This window comes from Pseudomonas sp. LBUM1648 (assembly GCF_059716145.1).
This window is the reverse complement of record NZ_CP166808.1, coordinates 4,637,314-4,655,214: the sequence shown is the minus strand read 5'-3', so window position 1 is coordinate 4,655,214 and position 17,901 is coordinate 4,637,314. Positions and strand designations below refer to the sequence as shown.

At 59.8% G+C, this 17,901-nt stretch carries 15 protein-coding genes; 12 read left to right on the top strand and 3 right to left on the bottom strand.

Annotated elements, in window-relative coordinates; genetic code table 11:
• Window positions 1-60: 60 nt before the first annotated feature.
• The 6 genes from ACA043_RS21055 to fabF all read left to right on the top strand — a co-directional run bounded on the left by ACA043_RS21055 (window position 61) and on the right by fabF (window position 6,905).
• On the top strand, window positions 61-1,029 hold the full coding sequence (locus ACA043_RS21055; RefSeq protein ID WP_497657853.1) for a UDP-glucose 4-epimerase family protein: 969 nt from the start codon (window positions 61-63) through the stop codon (window positions 1,027-1,029).
• Window positions 1,026-2,048, top strand: coding sequence for an MraY family glycosyltransferase (locus ACA043_RS21050; protein ID WP_489879068.1), 1,023 nt, complete (start codon window positions 1,026-1,028; stop codon window positions 2,046-2,048). Before ACA043_RS21055 ends, ACA043_RS21050 begins: the two co-directional genes overlap by 4 nt.
• A 104-nt stretch (window positions 2,049-2,152) precedes the next feature.
• A complete protein-coding gene (locus tag ACA043_RS21045; protein ID WP_497659670.1) occupies window positions 2,153-4,147 on the top strand; it encodes a polysaccharide biosynthesis protein in 1,995 nt (664 codons plus the stop codon).
• Window positions 4,148-4,257: 110 nt separating this feature from the next.
• Window positions 4,258-4,593 (top strand): ComEA family DNA-binding protein, encoded by a 336-nt coding sequence (locus ACA043_RS21040; RefSeq protein WP_489879069.1) that lies wholly within the window; start codon window positions 4,258-4,260, stop codon window positions 4,591-4,593.
• Between the two features lie 210 nt (window positions 4,594-4,803).
• Window positions 4,804-5,598, top strand: coding sequence for an SDR family NAD(P)-dependent oxidoreductase (locus ACA043_RS21035; protein ID WP_497657852.1), 795 nt, complete (start codon window positions 4,804-4,806; stop codon window positions 5,596-5,598).
• 32 nt (window positions 5,599-5,630) lie between these two features.
• Entirely contained in the window at window positions 5,631-6,905 is a 1,275-nt protein-coding gene (gene fabF, locus ACA043_RS21030) for a beta-ketoacyl-ACP synthase II (RefSeq protein ID WP_497657851.1), read from the top strand.
• Here the strand turns inward: fabF and ACA043_RS21025 are convergent.
• The 3 genes from ACA043_RS21025 to eat form a co-directional block, all read right to left on the bottom strand.
• Window positions 6,902-7,459: a TetR/AcrR family transcriptional regulator gene (locus tag ACA043_RS21025; RefSeq protein WP_497657850.1), complete on the bottom strand. Its 558-nt coding sequence runs from the start codon at window positions 7,457-7,459 to the stop codon at window positions 6,902-6,904. The genes fabF and ACA043_RS21025 overlap by 4 nt on opposite strands.
• 136 nt (window positions 7,460-7,595) lie before the next feature.
• Window positions 7,596-7,763, bottom strand: a complete 168-nt coding sequence (locus ACA043_RS21020; protein ID WP_103305695.1) for a DUF2897 family protein — start codon at window positions 7,761-7,763, stop codon at window positions 7,596-7,598.
• A gap of 129 nt (window positions 7,764-7,892) precedes the next feature.
• Window positions 7,893-9,257, bottom strand: a complete 1,365-nt coding sequence (gene eat / locus ACA043_RS21015) for an ethanolamine permease (RefSeq protein WP_497615079.1) — start codon at window positions 9,255-9,257, stop codon at window positions 7,893-7,895.
• A gap of 400 nt (window positions 9,258-9,657) precedes the next feature.
• Here eat and kdpF point away from each other — a divergent pair, with 400 nt between their 5' ends.
• The 6 genes from kdpF to ACA043_RS20985 all read left to right on the top strand — a co-directional run bounded on the left by kdpF (window position 9,658) and on the right by ACA043_RS20985 (window position 17,836).
• Window positions 9,658-9,747: a K(+)-transporting ATPase subunit F gene (gene kdpF, locus ACA043_RS21010; protein WP_007899818.1), complete on the top strand. Its 90-nt coding sequence runs from the start codon at window positions 9,658-9,660 to the stop codon at window positions 9,745-9,747.
• An 8-nt stretch (window positions 9,748-9,755) separates the two neighbouring features.
• Window positions 9,756-11,450 carry a potassium-transporting ATPase subunit KdpA gene (gene kdpA, locus ACA043_RS21005; RefSeq protein WP_401269561.1) on the top strand — a complete coding sequence of 565 codons (1,695 nt, stop codon included), beginning with the start codon at window positions 9,756-9,758 and terminating at the stop codon, window positions 11,448-11,450.
• A 24-nt stretch (window positions 11,451-11,474) separates the two neighbouring features.
• Window positions 11,475-13,532 carry a potassium-transporting ATPase subunit KdpB gene (gene kdpB / locus ACA043_RS21000; RefSeq protein ID WP_187677700.1) on the top strand — a complete coding sequence of 686 codons (2,058 nt, stop codon included), beginning with the start codon at window positions 11,475-11,477 and terminating at the stop codon, window positions 13,530-13,532.
• A 229-nt stretch (window positions 13,533-13,761) separates the two neighbouring features.
• Window positions 13,762-14,307 (top strand): potassium-transporting ATPase subunit KdpC, encoded by a 546-nt coding sequence (kdpC, locus tag ACA043_RS20995; protein ID WP_401269568.1) that lies wholly within the window; start codon window positions 13,762-13,764, stop codon window positions 14,305-14,307.
• A gap of 130 nt (window positions 14,308-14,437) precedes the next feature.
• Window positions 14,438-17,089 carry a DUF4118 domain-containing protein gene (locus tag ACA043_RS20990; protein WP_497657849.1) on the top strand — a complete coding sequence of 884 codons (2,652 nt, stop codon included), beginning with the start codon at window positions 14,438-14,440 and terminating at the stop codon, window positions 17,087-17,089.
• 48 nt (window positions 17,090-17,137) lie between these two features.
• Window positions 17,138-17,836: a response regulator gene (locus tag ACA043_RS20985; protein WP_187677697.1), complete on the top strand. Its 699-nt coding sequence runs from the start codon at window positions 17,138-17,140 to the stop codon at window positions 17,834-17,836.
• Window positions 17,837-17,901 lie beyond the last annotated feature (65 nt).

Genomic DNA, 17,901 nt, shown 5'->3' with positions numbered 1-17,901 from the left:
TCACTGACAGATTTGCTGCTGTTTCTCTGCAGTCATTAATGTTTTCCCAAAGGGTCGCCCATGAACTTCAAGACATTCCTGGTCACTGGTGGAACCGGTTTCGTCGGGCGTGCACTAATCGAACGACTGGTCCATGTTCAATGCTCTGTGCTGGCGCCGGTGCGCGACATGTCAGTGGAATTCCCGCGTGGGGTGCGTTCGATGGCATACGCCGGGCTCGATAACCGGCAGGACTGGACGTCGATGTTGAGCGGTATTGACTGTGTCGTTCACGCAGCCGGGCGAGTGCACGTCATGAATGAAGTTTGCGCCGACCCTTTGAGCGCTTTTCGTCAGGTAAATGTCGACGGTACCTTGCATCTGGCGCGTCAGGCAGCGGCGATTGGGGTCAAGCGATTTATCTTTATCAGTTCGATCAAGGTGAACGGAGACGGCACCACTGGCGGTCGGGCTTACACCGCGGACGATATTCCCGCACCCGGTGATCCTTACGGTATTTCCAAGCTCGAAGCTGAACGGGCGCTACAGGCGCTTGCGGCCGATACCGGCATGGAGGTAGTCATCATCCGTCCGGTGTTGGTCTACGGGCCAGGTGTCAAGGCCAACTTCCTCAGCATGATTCGCTGGCTCCATCGCGGCGTGCCGTTGCCGTTTGGTGCAGTTCGCAATCAACGTAGCCTGATTGCCATCGACAATCTGGTCGATCTGATTCTGACGTGTGCCGAGCACCCCGCAGCAGCCAATCAGATCTTCCTGGGCAGTGATGGCGAGGATGTCTCAACCACGCAGTTATTGCGCAAGCTGGCGGCAGCGCTGGGGCATCCCGCCCGGCTGCTGCCGGTGCCAGTTGGTTTGATGAGCTGCGTTGCCAGCCTGCTGGGGCGTCACGCATTGTCGCAAAGGCTGTTCGGTTCCTTGCAGGTTGATATCGAAAAAAACCGAAAGCTGTTGAACTGGATACCTCCGATTACACTTGATCGCGCTCTGAGTCTGACGGCGCAGCATTTTCTGGATTCTGCTCAACCATGAACTACGGATGGATTATTCCCGTCATCGCTCTGCTCGCATTCAGTCTTACCTGGGTGTTGCGCCATTACGCGCTGTCGCGCAGCCTGCTGGACGTTCCCAATGCGCGAAGCTCGCACTCGGTGCCGACCCCTCGTGGTGGTGGTGTCGCGATAGTGCTGGCATTCCTTCTGGCGATGATGTTTCTGCTATGGCGGGAGTTGATCGCTCCAGCCCATTTTTGGGCCATTGCCGGCTCTGGAAGCCTGGTAGCGTTGCTCGGCTTCATGGATGACCATGGACATATCGCGGCACGCTGGCGCTTGCTGGGTCACTTTGCGGCCGCGATATGGCTGCTGGTGTGGATGGGCGGCTTGCCGGCGATCCGTTTCTGGGGTGTCGAGTTCGACCTGGGCGCCGTGGGCCAGATTCTTGCGGCGTTTTATCTGGTCTGGCTGCTCAACCTTTATAACTTCATGGACGGCATCGACGGCATTGCAAGCGTAGAAGCCATTTGTGTGTGTCTCGGAGCCTGTTTTCTTGGCTGGCTGGGCGGATGGCCCCAATTGGTCTGGGCACCCTTATTGTTGTCGGTATGCGTCGCCGGGTTTCTGTTCTGGAACTTTCCTCCTGCGCGCATATTCATGGGCGATGCCGGGAGCGGTTTTCTGGGGATAGTGCTGGGAGGCTTATCCTTGCAGGCAGCAACGGTCTCGGCGGATCTTCTGTGGGCCTGGTTGATCCTGTTTGGGGTATTTATTGTCGATGCCACTTTTACCCTGTTTCGGCGTGTATTGCGCGGCGACAAAGTTTATGAAGCGCATCGCAGCCATGCTTATCAGTTTGCCTCTCGTCGGTTTGGCAGTCATCTACCGGTAACGCTCGCCGTCGCATTGATCAATATGCTCTGGTTACTGCCGGTTGCCGTGGCTGTATCACATTTCGGACTGGACGGCAGTGTGGGGCTGATAGTGGCCTATGCTCCTTTGCTATTGCTTGCAGTCATGTTTCGCGCTGGCGAACTTGAAAGGATTAATGAATAACTCGCTAACGAATGGGTCATAACGGTTTAGAGTGCAGGGTACGCGCCAGGGTAACCAACGCGATGCAGCAGTTAAAGGGAGGTACTGAGGTGTTTGAGGAGTCAATGGATAAAATCAGAGAGCGACTGTTAGGCCTGCCTAGGCGCCGCAAACGCATGATCCAGGTAGCTACGGACATTGTTCTTGTCTGGGTTGCGCTGTGGTTGGCCTTTATAGTCCGTCTTGGCATTGATGACATGTACAACCCTTTCAAGGTGCATCTCTGGCTGTTCGCTTTTGCTCCGATCGTTGCCATCCCTCTGTTTATTCGCTTTGGCATGTATCGGGCCGTAATGCGTTACTTCGGTAATGATGCGTTGATTGCCATCATCAAAGCCGTGAGTTTGTCATCGTTGATTCTGGCCGTTGTCGTTTATTGGTACAGCAACCATGAAGCGGTGGTGCCGCGCTCGATCATTTTCAATTATTGGTGGCTGAGTCTGGTGATCATCGGCGGACTGCGCCTATGCATGCGTCAGTACTTCATGGGGGACTGGTTTACCGCAGCCCAGCATGTGCCGTTCACTAACCGCGACAACGGTTTGACCAAGGTCGCGATTTATGGCGCCGGGGTCGCTGGTAATCAACTGGTGGCGGCGCTGCGCATGGGCAAGGTGATGCGTCCGGTTGCATTCGTTGATGATGATGCGAGCATTGCCGAGCGTTCTATATCCGGCTTGCATGTTTACAAACCCAAACATATTCAGCAGATGATCGATGTCACCGGTGCTCAGGAGATACTTCTTGCTCTTCCGTCGTCGACGCGTGCCCGGCGCCGGGAAATTCTGAATCTGCTGGAAGGTTTCCCGCTGCATGTCAGAAGTGTCCCTAATTTTACCGATCTGGCGAGCGGAAGAGTGAAGGTCGAGGATATCCAGGAGGTCGATATTGCCGACTTGCTGGGGCGTGACTCCGTGCCCGCGCAGCCTGATCTTCTGGAGCGCTGCATCAAAGGCAAGACCGTGATGGTAACGGGAGCGGGCGGCTCGATCGGCTCCGAGTTGTGCCGGCAGATTTTTGCCTTGGGGCCTACCACGCTGCTGCTGTTCGAACACAGTGAATTCAACCTCTACAGCATTCTTTCCGAACTGGAGCAGCGGAGCTCTCGAGAGTCGGTGCCTGTCAGGCTGCTGCCAATCCTCGGATCGATCCGGCATCAGGACAAGCTCCTTGATGTGATGAAAACCTGGAAGGTCGACACTGTTTATCACGCCGCGGCCTATAAGCATGTGCCCATGGTCGAGCACAACATCGCTGAAGGTGTTCTGAATAACGTGATTGGTACGCTCAACACCGCTCAGGCTGCGCTGCAGTCTGGTGTATCGAATTTTGTGCTGATCTCTACCGACAAAGCCGTTCGCCCGACCAATGTCATGGGCAGCACTAAACGTCTGGCCGAATTGACTTTGCAGGCTTTGAGCCGCGAGGTTGCGCCCGTCCTGTTTGGCGATAAGTCGAATGTTTCCCGAGTCAATAAAACGCGCTTCACCATGGTCAGGTTCGGCAATGTACTGGGCTCATCCGGCTCGGTCATCCCGCTGTTCCATAGTCAGATCAAGTCCGGTGGACCGCTGACGGTGACGCATCCTAAGATCACTCGCTATTTCATGACTATCCCCGAGGCCGCGCAGTTGGTCATTCAGGCAGGCTCGATGGGGCAGGGTGGCGATGTGTTTGTTTTGGATATGGGCGAGCCGGTGCGGATTGTCGAGTTGGCAGAGAAGATGATCCATCTGTCAGGTTTGAGCATTCGTTCCGAGCGAAATCCTCAAGGCGACATATCCATCGAGTTCACTGGATTGCGGCCGGGCGAGAAGCTCTACGAAGAGCTGTTGATCGGTGACAACGTCGCTGCGACCTCCCACCCGATGATCATGTCCGCCAATGAAGATCATCTGCCTTGGGAAGTTTTGAAGGCCAGGCTGAGCGATCTGTTGAGTGCGGTTGAAAAGGATGATTACTCCCGCGTCCGCCAACTCCTCCGAGAAACCGTCAGCGGCTACACCCCCGACGGCGAAATCGTCGACTGGATCTACCAGCAGCGCCGTCTCGAACCCTGATTGTTTCACATCCTGTAACGCACGCATTTTTGACATGCTCCAACCATCACCTACTTTTGAGGAGCAGCTTCGGAAAAGCTGCTTTCTCAAATGATGATGGAGCGTCACTTATGCGTACCGGTTACTTCTACTCCTTGGTTTTTGCCTTCCTCACCAGCGCCTCGATCGCCGCTATTGCCGCACCTGTTGCGCCAGCGGAATCGCCCAAAGCGCCTTTGGTGATGGATACAGCGGTATCTTCCCAGACTGCAAAAATCGATCTCAACGAAGCCGACTCGGCGACGCTGCAAAAGGAACTGTCAGGCGTAGGTGAGGCCAAGGCCAAAGCGATTGTTACGTATCGCGAAACAAACGGGCCGTTCTCCTCGGTCGATGAGTTGCTGGAAGTGAAGGGGATCGGCAAGGCGATCCTGGATCGCAATCGCGATAAGCTGGAAGTGAACTAAGCTGATTGTTCAACGCCAAGGGGCCGGTCATTGACCGGCCTTTTTGTTTTTCTGTTCGCGAGTTTGGCAGGGAAGGCGAAGGGGACGCTCGTCGGATAGCAAAAAATTACGGCTATCATATTGGCTTTGAATTATGCCTATAATAATTTCCACGCGCTCTGCATCAAAAGGATTCAGAGGCGATCCCTCAAGCATTTCAGGAGTACGGTCATGAATTCTGTTGCAGCCCAAGGTACGGCTCTTGTCACGGGTGCATCGTCCGGTATCGGTGCGATTTACGCTGAGCGGTTGGCAGCGCGTGGGTTCGATCTGTTGTTGGTCGCCCGTGATCTGGAGCGCCTGGAAAATGCCGCGAGCCATTTGCGCGAGGCTCATGGCGTTCAGGTCGAAGTGATGAAGGCGGATCTGACGCAGAAAGATGACGTGCTCAAACTGGAGCAACGCCTGCGCAGTGATTCAAGCATCAGCCTGTTGGTCAACAACGCAGGTGTTGCGGCTGACGGTCTGTTGGCCAACGCCGATCTGGATAAGCTTGACCAACTGATTCAGCTCAATGTCACCACGGTCACCCGTTTGGCATCGGCCGCTGCGGCGAGTTTCGCCAAGGCTGGTCGTGGCACGATCATCAACATCGCCTCGGTGGTGGCGCTGTTTCCTGAGCGCTTCAACGCCACTTACAGCGCCAGCAAAGCTTACGTGTTGAGCCTCACCCAATCGCTGAATGCCGAACTCGACGGCACCGGTGTCCAGGTGCAAGCGGTATTGCCCGGCGTGACCCGCACGGAAATCTGGGAACGCTCCGGTATCGACGCCAGCGGCATCCCGGCAGACATGGTGATGGAGGCCGGCGAGATGGTGGATGCAGCGCTGGCCGGTCTGGATCAAGGCGAACTCATTACCATCCCTTCCTTGCCGGATGCAGACGAGTGGCATGCGTTTGTCGCAGCGCGTCACGTGATGGCACCGAATCTGTCGCGCAGTTCGGCAGCCAGTCGTTACAAATAAGTTCTTCTGAATCGGTGAGAGGTATACGCGGTATGGATCAGCGTCGAGTAGTCGTCACGGGCATGGGCCTGGTATCACCTTTGGGCAGCGGCGTCGAAGTCGTTTGGCAGCGTTTGCTGGCCGGGCGTTCGGGATTGCGCAGCTTGCCGGATGCGGTGGTCGCTGATTTGCCGGCGAAAATCGGTGGTGCGGTGCCAACCCTCGAAGAGGATGCCGAGGCGGGGTTCGATCCTGATCGGGCCACGCCACCCAAAGAACAGAAGAAGATGGACCGCTTCATCATGTTTGCCATGGAGGCGGCCCGACAGGCGCTGGAGCAAGCCGGTTGGCATCCAAAAGTGGGTAGAGATCAGGAACGCACTGCGACGATCATCGGTTCCGGTGTCGGCGGCTTTGGTGCCATTGCCGACGCCGTTCGCACGACTGACAGTCGCGGCCCTCGCCGTCTGTCGCCGTTTACCATTCCATCCTTTCTGGTCAATCTGGCGGCCGGTCACGTGTCGATTCAGCACGGCCTCAAAGGTCCATTGGGCGCGCCGGTAACTGCCTGCGCCGCCGGGGTTCAGGCGATTGGCGACGCTGCGCGAATGATTCGGGCCGGTGAAGCGGATATCGCCGTGTGCGGTGGGGCGGAAGCTGCGATTGATCGGGTCAGTCTTGCGGGTTTCGCCGCGGCACGAGCACTGTCCAGCGGCTATAACGACACCCCGGAGCGCGCCTCACGTCCATTCGACAGCGGTCGTGACGGCTTTGTCATGGGCGAAGGCGCGGGCCTGCTGGTGATCGAGTCTCTGGAACACGCCTTGGCACGCCGTGCGAAACCCTTGGCCGAACTGGTCGGTTACGGCACCACCGCCGACGCCTATCATCTGACCGCCGGCCCTGAAGATGGCAGCGGTGCACGGCGTGCAATGGAGTTGGCCTTGGCGCAGGCCGGTATCGCGCCGGATCAGGTGCAGCACCTGAACGCTCATGCCACTTCCACACCGGTGGGTGATCTTGGCGAGCTGGCAGCAATCAAAAGTGTGTTCGGCTCGCAGAACAAAATCGCCGTGACCTCGACCAAATCCGCTACCGGTCATCTGCTCGGCGCTGCCGGTGGGCTCGAAGCGATCTTCACGCTGTTGGCGATTCGCGATCAGGTGGTACCGCCGACGCTCAACTTCGACAACCCCGATCCTGCCAGTGAAGGCGTGGACATCGTCCATGGCCAGGCCCGATCAATGCCGATCGAATATGCATTGTCCAACGGCTTTGGCTTTGGTGGGGTGAATGCCAGCGTGTTGTTCAAGCGATGGCAGGCTTAGCCTTCTGCTTGCTTGAGATGGTCGCGGGTGATGTCGAGAATGCGCTGCGCCAACTCGGCATCCGCGACACTGCGCGACAGTAACAGAGCGCCAACTAAAGTCGACATGATGACGATGGCTCGGTCGGCGCACTTGTCACCTTGCAGGGTGTTCTCGATCTGGCTCAGTCGCGCGTTGAGTACGGCGTCACTGGTTGGGCTGGGTTGTCCGCGCAGTCCCAGTTCCGAGGAGATGGTCAGCAGGGGGCAGCCCTCATGAGGGGATGTCTGATGCCATTCTGACAGGTAGGTGTCGATAAACATCTGCAACGGATTGTCCTGCGCAAAAATTTCAGCGCATAACCCATCGACTTGATCGCTTGCCTCTTGCAGTGCTTTTTCGACCAACTCGTCTTTGGATTTGAAGTGCGAATAAAAGCCGCCATGGGTCAGTCCCAGGGCTTTCATCAAAGGCTGCAGTCCGGTCGCACCGATCCCGTCCTTGCGAAATCGTGCCGACGCTTCCTTGATAATGCGCTGATGGGTCTGGGCTTTATGATCCTGCGAGTAACGCATCGGCAACTCTCCGCAACAATGTCGCCATCTTAACCAAGGAAAATTAAATGGTGACTGTACTTCTACTTCTAAAAAGCATGCGGAAACGCCGATACGGATCTGAAAAACAAACCCCGCCAATCAGGCGGGGTTTTTGTTAACGATCTTGTGCTTCTTTTGCATCCATTTCCGCGTTGCGTTGCGCAACGCGCTTACGTTCTTCATCGGTCAGTTCGACCTTGTTGGCGGTGTCTCTCAACATCATCAATCCGCCAACGATCGAGCCGATTGCAACAACCAGAATCAACCAGGCATACCAAGGCATAACGGCTCTCCTTAATGGCAGATCGACGGACGAGGATTTCGCCGTGCGATGCTGCATACCACATTTGAGCGAAGCGGCTTCGCAGTGGTTCCATTCTAGGCCCGTTATGCCCTGCGCACCCGAAGTCCCTTAGCGCCCGGTCAGCATCGCATCGGCTGGCGCGTTGGCGCGAAGTTGCCCGGTGAGCATGAAGTAGCCGAAACCGACCGCCATGAAGCCGAGGAAAATCAACCCGATCAAGGTGTTGAACCACGCCATCGCCACCAGGCACACCACCGCCAGCACCAGTGCAATCATCGGCACCAGCGGGTAGCACGGTGCGCGAAAGGTGCGCTCCAGATTCGGCTCGGATTTACGCAGTTTGAACAGGCTGAGCATGCTCATGATGTACATCACGATTGCGCCGAATACCGCCATGGTGATCATCGCGGCAGTGAGGGTCATGCCGCCGAGGTTGATCAGGCCGTCGCTGTAGATCGCGGCAATGCCGATGATGCCGCCGACGATGATCGCCCGGTGCGGTGTCTGGAAGCGCGACAGCTTGGCCAGCGAAGCGGGCAGATAACCGGCGCGGGCGAGGGCGAAGAACTGGCGAGAATAGCCGAGGATGATGCCGTGGAAACTCGCCACCAACCCGAACAGGCCAATCCATACCAGCATGTGCAGCCAGCCGGAGTTATCGCCGACCACGGTTTTCATCGCCTGCGGCAGCGGATCGTTGATGTTTGCCAAGGTGCGCCAGTCACCCACGCCGCCAGCAAAGAACATCACGCCCATGGCCAAAAACACCAGAGTCAGGATGCCGCTGATGTAGGCCTTTGGAATCGTGCGTTTCGGATCCTTGGCTTCTTCGGCAGCCATCGCTGCGCCTTCAATCGCCAGGAAAAACCAGATCGCAAACGGGATCGCCGCGAACATCCCGGCAATTGCGGGTGCCCCGAACACATCCGAACCGGCCCAGCCATTGAGCGCGAAGTTGCTGAAGCTGAAGGCCGGCGCGACCACGCCCATGAACACCAGCAGTTCGGCGACGGCGAGCACGCAGACGATCAACTCGAAGGTTGCCGCCAGTTTCACCCCAAGGATGTTCAATCCCATAAAGACGATATACGCACCGACTGCTGCGTGTTTCGGATCGAGGGCCGGAAACTGCACATTTAAGTAGGCGCCGATGGCCAAGGCAATTGCCGGTGGTGCGAAGACAAATTCGATCAGCGTCGCCAGCCCGGCGATCAATCCACCTTTTTCCCCGAACGCACGACGGCTGTAGGCAAACGGCCCGCCCGCGTGAGGAATAGCGGTCGTCAGTTCGGTAAAGCTGAAGATAAAACAGGTGTACATGGTCGCGACCATGAACGAGGTCACCAGAAAACCCAGCGTCCCGGCCACGCCCCAGCCGTAACTCCAGCCGAAGTATTCCCCGGAAATCACCAGCCCCACGGCGATGCCCCACAGGTGCAGCGTGCCCAGCGTGGGTTTGAGTTGTGTGTTCATGCGTTTGCTCCCTGAACGGTTTGGAAAGCTCGGGGGAGGGCGTGTGCAGTGGGCGTGCCATCGCGCTGAAACAAGTCGTAATGAGTTCAAAGCTGTCGCAGCGGGGATGATTGGCGGTGGATGCATGGGTTTTGTGCGCCAGTTGAGTGCGATGTTGTCTGCGCCGCCGCCTTCGCGAGCAGGCTCGCTCCCACATTATGAAATGCGTTCCCCCTGTGGGAGCGAGCCTGCTCGCGAAGATGCCAGCCCAAACACCGCATAAATCGCCCGTAAAGCCCGCATAAACCCACTCTTTACGCTTTCTTTATGCCTCGCCACACCCCTCGCTCTCGTTCCTTTACAGCCTCCTTTCCGACAATGCCTCCACACGCGGCAATACGCCGTAACACGGAGATCTTCCATGAGCGTTCTGGACGGGGTGTCACTGCTATTGGCAGTGGGGCTGTTCATTTATCTGTTGGTTGCGCTGTTGCGCGCGGATCGGAACTAGGAGCGGCTATGCACAGTTATGATTATTGGCTGATCCTCGCGTTTTTCGCGGTGGTTCTGTTGCCGGCGCCGTTCCTCGGGCGCTTCTACTACAAAGTGATGGAAGGTCAGCGCACCTGGCTGACGCCGATTCTCGGCCCGGTCGAGCGCGGTTGCTATCGCATCGCCGGTGTCGATGCGCAGGCTGAGCAGAGCTGGCAGAAATACACGCTGGCGCTGTTGGCGTTCAACCTCGCCGGTTTCCTGCTGCTGTTCGCGATTCTGTTGTTCCAGGATCACTTGCCGCTGAACCCGCAGAACCTGCCGGGCCAGGAGTGGACCCAGGCGTTCAACACCGCGGTCAGCTTTATGACCAACACCAACTGGCAGTCCTACAGTGGTGAAGCGACTCTCAGCTACCTGAGCCAAATGGTCGGCCTCACCGTGCAGAACTTCGTCAGCGCCGCCACCGGCCTCGCCGTACTGGTTGCGCTGTGCCGTGGTATCGGTCGCAAGTCGACCAAGACCCTTGGCAACTTCTGGGTCGACATGACCCGTGCCACCCTCTACGGCCTGCTGCCGCTGTGCTTGCTGCTGGCGCTGTATCTGGTGTGGCAGGGCGTACCGCAAACCTTCGCTCAGTATGTGAACGCTGTGACCATGCAGGGTGTTGATCAGGTGATTCCGCTCGGCCCGGCCGCCAGCCAGATTGCGATCAAGCAATTGGGCACCAACGGTGGTGGCTTCTTCGGCGTGAACTCGGCGCACCCGTTCGAGAACCCGACTGCGTGGAGCAACCTGTTCGAAGTCGCCTCGATCATCCTGATCCCGGTAGCGCTGGTGTTCACCTTCGGCCACTACGTCAAAGACTTGCGTCAGAGCCGCGCGATCATCGCCTGCATGTTGGCGCTGTTCCTGATTGGCGGCGCGACCTCTCTGTGGGCCGAATATCAACCGAATCCGACCCTGAACAACGCCGCCGTCGAACAGACCGCGCCGCTGGAAGGCAAGGAAGCGCGCTTTGGCACCACCGCCACTGTGTTGTGGTCGGTGACCACCACTGCGGCGTCGAACGGCTCGGTCAACGCCATGCATGACAGCCTCAACCCGCTCAGCGGCATGGTCGCGCTGGTCAACATGATGGTTGGCGAAGTGATCTTCGGTGGCGTCGGTGCCGGGCTCTACGGCATGTTGCTCAACGTGTTGATCGCGGTGTTCCTCGCCGGCCTGATGATCGGCCGCACACCTGAATATCTGGGCAAGAAACTGCAGGCGCGGGAAGTGCAATTGCTGGTGGTGACCCTGCTGGTGATGCCGGTTGGCGTACTGGTGCTCGGCGCGATTGCCGCTGTCCTGCCAGGCCCGGCAGCGACCATCAGCAACCCCGGCCCGCACGGTTTCAGTCAGTTGCTGTACGCCTACACCTCGGCCAGTGCCAACAACGGTTCGGCGTTCGGTGGTCTGAGCGCGAACACACCGTTCCACAACCTGATGCTCGGTCTGGGCATGTTGATCGGTCGCTTCGGTTACATCCTCCCGGTTCTGGCATTGGCCGGCAGCCTGGCGATGAAGAAAACCGCACCGATCGGCCAGAACAGCTTCCCGACTCACGGCCCGCTGTTCGTGACCCTGTTGACCGTGACCATTTTGCTGGTGGGCGGCCTGACTTTCCTGCCGACTCTGGCGTTGGGCCCTATCGCCGAACACTTGAGCATGGGCTTCTAAGCCTCTCTATTTAGGAGCTGCATCATGAATATGCCTGCAATCAAACCCGCTGCTGCAAAAGCACCGGAACAAGCGAAAACCGCGATCTCGGCACTGTGGCGCCCGGCGCTGGTGCAAGCGTTCGTCAAGCTCGACCCACGGCAGCTCAAGCGTTCGCCGGTGATGCTGGTGGTCGAACTGACCGCGATCTTCACCACCGTGCTGTGCTTCATTCCGGACGCTGATGTGCCGACGTTCGTCGCCGCGCAAATCGCTCTGTGGCTGTGGTTCACCGTGCTGTTCGCCAACTTCGCCGAAGCCTTGGCCGAAGGTCGCGGCAAGGCCCGCGCCGACAGCCTGAAGGCTGGCAGCGAAGGCCTCAGCGCCCGACGTAAACAGGCCAACGGCAGCTTTCAGGTGGTACCTGCCACCAGCTTGCGCAAAGGCGATGTGGTGCGCGTCGAAGCGGGGGAGATGATCCCCGGTGACGGCGAAGTCATTGAAGGCATCGCGGCGGTCAACGAAGCGGCGATTACCGGTGAATCGGCACCGGTGATACGCGAGTCCGGCGGCGACCGTTCTGCGGTCACGGGTAACACTCGACTGGTGTCGGACTGGCTGCTGGTGAAGATCACCGCCAACCCCGGTGAGTCGACCCTCGACCGCATGATCGCGTTGGTCGAAGGCGCCAAGCGCCAAAAGACCCCAAACGAAGTCGCGCTGGACATCCTGCTGATCGGCCTGACCCTGATCTTCCTGGTTGTGGTCGTGACCCTGCAACCGTTCGCCCGCTTCGCCAACGGCAGCCTGCCGCTGGTGTTCCTGGTGGCGCTGTTGGTCACGCTGATTCCGACCACCATTGGCGGTCTGCTATCGGCGATCGGTATCGCCGGGATGGATCGTCTGGTGCGCCTGAACGTGATTGCCAAGTCTGGCCGTGCAGTAGAGGCGGCGGGTGACGTGCACGTGCTGCTGCTCGACAAGACCGGCACCATCACTTTCGGTAACCGTCGTTGCAGCGCGGTGTATGCCGCGCCGGGCGTCAGTGGTCGTGATCTGGCCGAGGGCGCGCTGTTCGCCTCGCTGGCGGATGAAACTGCCGAAGGCAAGTCCATCGTCGAGTACCTGCGCGGTCTGCATCCGCAGCCCGAGCCGTCGCCGGAAACCCTGACTGCCGTGCCGTTCAGCGCGGAAACCCGCTTGTCCGGTGTCGACTATCAGGGCCGCGTCTATCGCAAAGGCGCGGTGGATTCGCTGCTGAGTTTCATCGGCCAAAAACGCTCCGATCTCGCCCCGGCGTTGTCGCGAGAAATCGACAAGATCGCCCAGAGCGGCGGCACTCCGTTGCTGGTCTGCGTCGACGGCAAACTGCTCGGTGCGATCCACCTCAAGGACGTGGTGAAACCTGGCATCCGCGAGCGTTTTGCCGAACTGCGCAAGCTGGGGATTCGCACGGTAATGGTTACCGGCGACAACCCGCTGACCGCTGCCGCCATCGCCGCTGAAGCAGGCGTGGATGACGTGCTGGCTGAAGCAACCCCGGAGAAAAAACTCGCCCGTATTCGTCACGAGCAAAACGACGGTCGTCTGGTCGCCATGTGCGGCGACGGCGCCAACGATGCCCCGGCGCTGGCGCAGGCTGACGTCGGTATGGCGATGAACGACGGCACCCAAGCGGCGCGCGAAGCGGCGAACATGGTCGACCTCGACAGCGACCCGACCAAGCTGCTCGACGTGGTGCAGATCGGCAAGGAATTGCTGGTGACTCGCGGTGCGCTGACGACCTTTTCCATCGCCAACGACGTGGCCAAATACTTCGCGATCCTGCCAGCGCTGTTCGCCTCGATTTATCCGCAACTGGGCGTGCTGAACATCATGCAATTGACCAGTCCGCAGAGCGCGATTCTGTCGGCCATTGTGTTCAACGCTTTGATCATTGTGGTGCTGATTCCATTGGCCCTGCGCGGTGTGCGAGTGCAGGCGGCGAGTGCGGCGGCGTTGTTGCGCCGTAATCTGTTGATCTATGGCGTGGGCGGGATTCTGGTGCCGTTCGTGGGCATTAAGGCGATCGATATGTTGCTCACGGCGTTGCATCTGGTTTGAGGCTGTGAAGAGCCCCTCACCCTAACCCTCTCCCAGGGGGAGAGGGGACTGATCGAGTTGAATGTTTGAGGTACACCGACCTGAAAAATCGAGCCGAACTCAGGTTTTGAACTGAAAAAAGATCGGCTCCCTTTCCCCCTCGCTCCCCTGGGGGAGAGGGCTGGGGTGAGGGGGAAAGATTTCCCTGACACCCCGCAAAAGTTTGCCCAACGAATTCGAGGATTTTGAAATGTCCACAATGATACGTCCGGCCCTGAGCCTGCTGGTGCTGATGACCCTGGTCACCGGCGTCGCCTACCCACTGGTAGTCACGGGCGTTGCCCAGGTCGCGTTCCCTGCACAGGCCAATGGCAGTCTGGTCCAGGACGCCGCCGGCAAAGTCCGCGGCTCATCCCTGATCGCACAGGATTTCGTCGGCGATGCGTGGTTCCATCCACGCCCATCCGCCGGTGCGTTTGCTACCGTGTCCAGCAGCGCAAGCAACCTGGCGCCAAGTAACCCGGCACTCGCCACGCGAGTGATCGACGAAGCCAACAAACTGCAAGTTCCTGGGCAAGGCCCGGTGCCGTTGGCGTTGCTGACCACCTCCGGCAGCGGCCTCGATCCGCACTTGCCACCGGCGGCAATTGCCTATCAACTGGCGCGAGTTGCAGCCGCACGCAATCTGCCGGTGTCGACCGTGCAGCAGTTGCTCGATGCGCATATCGAACAGCCGCTGGTGGGGCCACCGGTGGTGAATGTGCTGGAGCTGAACATGGCACTGGAAAAACTCTGAATCGGCGGCGCGGCCATTCGCGAGCAGGCTCGCTCCCACAGCTGTACGCGTTCCAAATGTGGGAGCGAGCCTGCTCGCGAAGAGGGCCGAAAGAACACCGCATAACTATCAGGAAGAGAGAGCATCAAGCATGAGCGATTCCGGCCGCGCCGACGCGCTGTTAGCAGACCTGTCCCGCGACGGCCGTGGCCGGCTCAAGGTTTTCCTCGGTGCCGCGCCCGGCGTCGGCAAAACCTACGCCATGCTCCAGGCCGCCCATACCCAGCTGCGCCAAGGCGTGAAAGTCATTGCTGGTGTCGTCGAAACCCACGGCCGTGCCGAGACCGAAGCACTGCTCGGTGGCCTGCCGCAGCAGCCGTTGGTGCGCTCGGAATACCGTGGCGTGATGCTTGAAGAAATGGACCTCGACGGCATCCTCGCTGCCAAGCCAAAACTGGTGCTGGTCGATGAACTGGCCCACAGCAACGCCCCCGGCAGCCGTCACGCCAAACGCTGGCAAGACATTCAGGAACTGCTCGCCGCTGGCATCGACGTGTTCACCACGGTCAACGTCCAGCATCTGGAAAGCCTCAACGATCAAGTGCGCGGCATTACCGGCGTTCAAGTACGCGAAACCCTGCCGGACTGGGTGCTGCAAGAAGCCTACGAACTTCTGCTGATCGACCTGCCGCCGCGCGAACTGCTTGAGCGTCTGCGCGAAGGCAAGGTCTACGTGCCGGAGCAGGCCCGGGCGGCCATCGATGCATTTTTCACCCAGACCAACCTCACCGCACTGCGCGAACTGGCCATGCAAACCGCGGCGGCGCAAGTCGATAACGACCTCGCCCAAGGCTATCGCCAACTCGGCCAAGCCGCGCCAGCCGTGCGCGGTCGTTTGCTGGTCGGGGTTGATGGCGATGCCCACGCCGAGCGCCTGGTGCGTCACGCCAGTCGCGTTGCCCAACGGCGCCATCTGCCGTGGAGTCTGGTACACGTCGACAACGGCACGGTGCGCGACGAGCAATCGCGTCTGCGCCTGCAAAGCGCCCAGCAACTGGCCGAACGCCTTGGCGGCGAAGTGGTGTTGCTGCGCGCCGGTGAGGTGGCAAAAACCCTGATCCAGCATGCCGCCGAACGTCGCGCGAGTCTGGTACTGGTCGGGCAATCCCGGCCGGGTCTGCGTCGTCGCCTGTTCGGTGGCGGTCTGGCTGCACGGTTGCTGCGTCAGGCCCACGGTCTGGAAATCAACGTCCTCGACAGCGATCAAGAGCAGCATCAGCCGCGCCAACGATCAGCGCCGACACTGGTGTGGTTCGACTATGCGCTGGCGCTGGTCGCCACGTTGTTGGCCACTGCTTTGGCGTGGGCGGTGTCGAGTGTGTTACCGCTGCCGAACATCTCGCTGGTGTTCCTCGCGGCGGTGTTGCTGGTGGCGGTGCGCAGCAGCCTCGGCCCGGCGCTGGCGTGTGCGGCGTTGTCGTTTCTGACCTACGACTTTCTATTCATCCCGCCGAATTTTTCTTTCGCCATCCAGCGTGAAGAAGACGTGCTGACCTTGTTGTTCTTCCTGCTGATGGCGGCGCTCACCGGTAACCTCGCAGCGCGTCAGCGTCGGCAGTTGCAGGCGTTGCGCGACACCCAGGAAGAGACCACCGAACTGCTCGATCTGTCGCGCAAACTCACTGCCGCCACCGACCGCCAAGCCGTGGTCAGCGCCGCTGCGCAACACCTCAACGGCTGGAGCGATTTGCAGCTGTGCCTGCTCAACCGCGACGGGCAGGGCGGCTGGAAAGTCGAGACCGGCGGGCCGCTGGAGTTCACCGAGTCTGAACGTGCTGCCGCTGATTGGGCCTGGCAGCACGATCAACCGGCCGGCATGGGCACCGGCACCTTGCCGTTCGGGCGTTGGTGGTGGTGGCCGCTGTCCGTCGAGGACGGGCCGTTGGCCTTGCTCGGCGTCTGCGCCAAAGAAGGCCAGACCTTGAGCGGCCAGCGCCGTCGCTTGCTCACGGCGTTGAGTCAGCCGTTGGCGCAAGCGCTGGCCCGTGCGCAACTGGCGGATGATCTGGAGGCTGCGCGCCTGCACGGCGAAACCGAGCAATTGCGCAGCGCCTTGCTGGCCTCGGTGTCCCATGATTTGCGCACGCCGCTGACGTCGATGCGCGGCAGCATCGACAGCCTGTTGGCCTTGGGCGAAGCGATCCCGCTGGAGGATCGTCGCGAACTGCTCGAAGGCACCCGCGATGAAGCCGAGCGCCTCGACCGCTACATCCAGAACCTGCTCGACATGACTCGCCTCGGCCACGGCGCGCTGAAGCTGGCGCGGGACTGGGTGTCGCCAGCCGACATTGTCGGCAGTTCGCTCAATCGTCTGCGCGCCGTGCTGGCGCCGTTGCAGGTCAGTACTGATGTGCCGGCGGAGTTGCCGTTGCTGTTCGTGCATGCGGCGCTGATCGAGCAGGCGCTGGTCAATGTGCTGGAAAACGCCGCTCGCTTCTCACCCGCCCACGGGCGCTTGGAACTGAGCGCAGGTGCCAATGACGAAGAGATTTTCTTCTCGGTCAGCGATGAAGGCCCCGGGATTCCGGAAGACGAGCGGGCGAAGATTTTCGACATGTTCTACACCGCTGCACGGGGCGATCGCGGCGGCCAAGGCACAGGTCTGGGGCTGGCGATCTGTCAGGGCATGGTCGGCGCTCACGGCGGGCGCATCAGTGTCGCCGACGGCATCGACGGGCGCGGCACCTGCATCACCTTGCACCTGCCGTTGCAGGCGCAACCGGGGATGGACGATGAAGCTTGATTCTGACTGCGCTACTCTCTTGCCAATCTTTTCTGTTGATGTGAATTCATGAGCCAGACCGCGACCATTTTGGTCATCGACGACGAACCGCAGATCCGCAAATTCCTGCGCATCAGCCTCGCTTCACAAGGCTACAAGGTGCTGGAGGCTGGCACGGGGGCCGAAGGCCTGGCCCAGGCGGCGCTGAACAAACCGGATCTGCTGGTGCTCGACCTGGGTCTGCCGGACATGGACGGCCAGCAAGTGCTGCGCGAGTTTCGCGAGTGGGCCACGGCGCCGGTGCTGGTGCTGTCGGTGCGCGCCAGCGAAGGGCAGAAAGTCCAGGCGCTGGATGGCGGTGCCAATGACTACGTGACCAAGCCGTTCGGCATTCAGGAGTTTCTTGCGCGGGTGCGCGCGTTGTTGCGCCAGGCGCCGGCGGGAGAGGCGCAACAAGCGGCGCTGAATTTCGGCCCGCTGACGGTCGATCTGGCTTATCGGCGGGTGCTGCTCGATGGCGTCGAAGTGGCGCTGACCCGCAAGGAATACGCCGTGCTGGCGCAACTGGCGCGGCATCCGGGGCGGGTGATCACCCAGCAGCAATTGCTCAAGGATATCTGGGGGCCGACGCATACCGAGGACAGCCACTACTTGCGGATTGTGGTGGGGCACTTGCGTCAGAAACTGGCGGATGATCCGACCCGGCCGCGGTTTATCGTGACGGAAGCGGGGGTTGGGTATCGGCTGATTAGCGAGAACAGCCTTTAGTCTTGTGTCGACCAGACTGACGCTATCGCTGGCTTGCCAGCGATGAGGCCATATCAGTCAGCCGT

Bases quoted from the DNA above. Each gene is read 5' to 3' on its own strand.
- ACA043_RS20985 (WP_187677697.1), top strand. From the start codon at position 17,138: ATGAGCCAGACCGCGACCATTTTGGTCATCGACGACGAACCGCAGATC.
- ACA043_RS21045 (WP_497659670.1), top strand. From the start codon at position 2,153: ATGGATAAAATCAGAGAGCGACTGTTAGGCCTGCCTAGGCGCCGCAAA.
- ACA043_RS21020 (WP_103305695.1), bottom strand. From the start codon at position 7,763: ATGCCTTGGTATGCCTGGTTGATTCTGGTTGTTGCAATCGGCTCGATC.
- ACA043_RS20990 (WP_497657849.1), top strand. From the start codon at position 14,438: ATGAGCGATTCCGGCCGCGCCGACGCGCTGTTAGCAGACCTGTCCCGC.
- ACA043_RS21040 (WP_489879069.1), top strand. From the start codon at position 4,258: ATGCGTACCGGTTACTTCTACTCCTTGGTTTTTGCCTTCCTCACCAGC.
- eat (WP_497615079.1), bottom strand. From the start codon at position 9,257: ATGAACACACAACTCAAACCCACGCTGGGCACGCTGCACCTGTGGGGC.
- kdpF (WP_007899818.1), top strand. From the start codon at position 9,658: ATGAGCGTTCTGGACGGGGTGTCACTGCTATTGGCAGTGGGGCTGTTC.
- fabF (WP_497657851.1), top strand. From the start codon at position 5,631: ATGGATCAGCGTCGAGTAGTCGTCACGGGCATGGGCCTGGTATCACCT.
- kdpC (WP_401269568.1), top strand. From the start codon at position 13,762: ATGTCCACAATGATACGTCCGGCCCTGAGCCTGCTGGTGCTGATGACC.
- ACA043_RS21050 (WP_489879068.1), top strand. From the start codon at position 1,026: ATGAACTACGGATGGATTATTCCCGTCATCGCTCTGCTCGCATTCAGT.
- ACA043_RS21055 (WP_497657853.1), top strand. From the start codon at position 61: ATGAACTTCAAGACATTCCTGGTCACTGGTGGAACCGGTTTCGTCGGG.
- kdpA (WP_401269561.1), top strand. From the start codon at position 9,756: ATGCACAGTTATGATTATTGGCTGATCCTCGCGTTTTTCGCGGTGGTT.
- ACA043_RS21035 (WP_497657852.1), top strand. From the start codon at position 4,804: ATGAATTCTGTTGCAGCCCAAGGTACGGCTCTTGTCACGGGTGCATCG.
- kdpB (WP_187677700.1), top strand. From the start codon at position 11,475: ATGAATATGCCTGCAATCAAACCCGCTGCTGCAAAAGCACCGGAACAA.
- ACA043_RS21025 (WP_497657850.1), bottom strand. From the start codon at position 7,459: ATGCGTTACTCGCAGGATCATAAAGCCCAGACCCATCAGCGCATTATC.